The organism is Kaarinaea lacus, assembly GCF_975902315.1.
This window is the reverse complement of sequence record NZ_CDLKIE010000294.1, coordinates 1-3,230: the sequence shown is the minus strand read 5'-3', so window position 1 is coordinate 3,230 and position 3,230 is coordinate 1. Positions and strand designations below refer to the sequence as shown.

3 protein-coding genes are annotated in these 3,230 nt (G+C 45.9%); all 3 read left to right on the top strand.

Features of this window, described 5'->3' with window-relative positions; genetic code table 11:
• The coding region (gene nifU / locus ACWVCM_RS09285) for a Fe-S cluster assembly protein NifU (protein WP_455201461.1) at positions 1–711 on the top strand (711 nt) is incomplete at its 5' end.
• Between the two features lies 1 nt (position 712).
• Positions 713–1,921: a cysteine desulfurase NifS gene (gene nifS / locus ACWVCM_RS09280; protein WP_455201460.1), complete on the top strand. Its 1,209-nt coding sequence runs from the start codon at positions 713–715 to the stop codon at positions 1,919–1,921.
• A gap of 373 nt (positions 1,922–2,294) precedes the next feature.
• On the top strand, positions 2,295–3,230 hold a 936-nt coding region (locus tag ACWVCM_RS09275), incomplete at its 3' end, for a homocitrate synthase/isopropylmalate synthase family protein (RefSeq protein ID WP_455201459.1).

Below are 3,230 nucleotides of genomic sequence, written 5' to 3'. Positions count from 1 at the left end.
GCTTCATCATCCGCATTAACCGAGATTATTAAAGGTATGACGATTGATGATGCATTGAAAGTTTCCAACCAGGATATTGCTGATTACCTGGATGGCTTGCCACCGGAGAAAATGCACTGTTCTGTGATGGGCCGGGAAGCATTACAGGCGGCCGTTGCCAACTATCGTGGCGAAGTCTGGGAAGATGATCATGAAGAGGGAGCGCTAATATGTAAATGCTTCGCAGTAGATGCAGTGATGATTGAAGATACTATTAAGGCAAACAATTTGCGTACTGTAGAAGATGTCACTAACTACACAAAAGCCGGCGGCGGTTGTTCGTCCTGTCATGAAGGTATCGAAGAAATACTTACCAGGGTTCTTGCTGAGCGTGGTGAAACATTTGATCCCGATTACACTGAACCGAAACCGGCGGTAACGGAAGTCACCCCGGCAGCAGCCAGTGGAATGACGAATCTGCAAAGAATTCGTCGTATTGAAACAGTACTGGAAAGTATGCGCCCTCAGCTGGTTGCTGATGGTGGTGATGTTGAGCTGGTTGAGGTAGATGGCAACACCGTTTACGTGAATATGACGGGTGCATGTTCCAATTGCCAGATGGCCGGCATGACTATTGGTGGTATCCAGCAACGGCTGATGGAAGACCTGGGAGAGTTTATAAAAGTTGTTCCGGCCAGCCAAATGCCAAAACGCGCCAGTGTAGGAGGTTAGTATGTCAGGCATCTATATGGATAATAATGCGACGACACAAGTCGATCCCGCAATCGTTGAAGCGATGTTACCATACTTCTCTGAACAGTTTGGTAATCCGTCGTCCATGCACAGCTTTGGCAACAAAGTTGGAATGGCGATCAAGAAAGCCAGACAGCAAGTGCAGAAATTATTAGGTGCCGAACACGATTCAGAAATCGTTTTTACTTCCTGTGGAACAGAGTCCGATTCTACAGCGATCCTGTCGGCGTTAAAAGCACAGCCTGGACGTAAAGAAATTATTACATCGGTTGTGGAGCATCCCGCAGTGCTTAGTTTGTGCGAGTTTCTTGAAAAAGACGGCTATACCATTCATCGCCTGGGTGTGGATGCCAAAGGCCGGATAGATCTGAATGAATACCAAAAGCTATTAACAGACAAGGTGGCTATCGTGTCTGTGATGTGGGCAAACAATGAAACTGGTACTTTGTTTCCCGTGGAGCAAATGGCAGAAATGGCCAACGCGGCTGGCGTTATGTTTCATACCGATGCAGTGCAAGCAGTAGGCAAAGTGCCAATCGATTTGAAAAACAGCAAGATCGACATGTTGTCTTTGTCCGGTCACAAGCTGCATGCACCGAAAGGTATAGGTGTATTGTATTTGCGACGTGGAACCCGGTTTCGCCCCTTGCTAAGAGGTGGCCATCAGGAACGTGGCCGTCGTGCCGGTACTGAAAATACGGCTTCCATTGTTGCCCTGGGTAAAGCCTGCGAACTGGCAATGAATCACATGGAATTTGAAAATACCATGGTCAAGGCCATGCGTGATCGCCTGGAAGAAGGAATACTGGATTCGGTCTCTCATGCATTTATTACCGGTGATATTGACAATCGCTTACCGAATACCGCGAACGTAGCTTTTGAATACATAGAAGGTGAAGCAATATTAATGTTGCTAAATAAAGCAGGTATTGCGGCGTCCAGTGGATCGGCATGTACATCAGGATCACTGGAACCTTCGCATGTAATGCGCGCGATGGGCATCCCCTATACAGCGGCGCACGGAACGATTCGTTTTTCATTGTCCCGGTATAACACTATGCAAGAGGTAGAAGAGGTAATAGCTGCTATTCCACCCATTATGGAAAAGTTACGTAAACTGTCTCCGTATTGGAACGAAAACGGGCCGGTGGAAGAGCCAGAAAAAGCCTTCGCCCCAACCTACGCGTAGAACAGAATCTCGTTGTACTATCTGCTGTAATAGCCGTTCTTCCTCGACGGTACGCGCGTCCAATTGGACGCGCTTTTTTTTTACAGGTCTCTTTCAATTTCTATCAGGCGCTAATCGTTGTAGGAGCGGGGCTGTGCGTCGCGCTGTGTGATGTAACAAACTCCTGGCCCAGATGCTTTTGTAGGCTTCACTACAAAACTATAAATCTTGTCTTGCTTGTAGCATTCAATCATCGATGAAAAAATATTTAACTTATTGAATTAAATTACAAAATCAAGTTGGCATATGGGTTGCTATGACACTATTAACGTTAGTTACATTTAAATCTGGTTAACAACAAATATATAGTTGAGTAATTTAATCTGGATAATCTATGAAAGCAAAACCCATTGACATTGTGATTGACGATACAACCTTAAGAGATGGTGAGCAATCTGCTGGCGTGTCATTTACTCAGGACGAAAAAGTTTCTATTGCCACATCGTTGGACGATTTAAATATTCCTGAGCTGGAAATTGGTATTCCAGCAATGGGAGAGCAGGAGCGCGAAGACATACGGGCTATCACAAGCCTTGGCCTGAATGCCAGGTTATTAGTGTGGTGCAGAATGCGTGAAGATGATTTGAAATCCTGTGTGCAACTTGACGTCGATATGGTGGATTTGTCAGTACCAGTATCTGATCAGCAAATTGCAAAAAAGCTGGGTAAGGATCGGCAATGGGTTTTAAAGACAATAGCGAGCTATGTCCCTGAAGCGTTAGATATGGGATTGGAAGTATGTGTTGGCGGAGAAGACTCTTCACGAGCTGATTTCGACTTTATGTTACAGGTGGTTGAAGTTGCTCAAAAAGCTGGTGCCAAACGTTTTCGCTTCGCGGATACCTTAGGCATTATGGAGCCGTTCACTGTGTCAGAAAAAATTGGTCATCTGGCAAAGTCATGTGATCTGGAAATTGAAATGCATGCTCACGATGACCTGGGGCTGGCAACTGCAAATTCACTGGCTGCAGCGCGCGCCGGTGCTTCACATATTAATACTACGATCAATGGGCTGGGCGAGCGTGCAGGAAATGCAGCGCTGGAAGAAGTTGTAGTTGGATTAAAACAGCTCTATGACATTCATTCCGGTATTAATCTGCAAAAATTTCCCGAAGTATCAAAACTGGTGGAGCACGCTTCGGGCCGAGAAGTGCATTGGCAAAAAAGTATTGTTGGCCGCGGTGCATTTACCCATGAAGCGGGTATCCATGTAGATGGATTACTGAAAGATCCTTTGAACTATCAGGCCCTGAATCCAGCTGATGTAGGG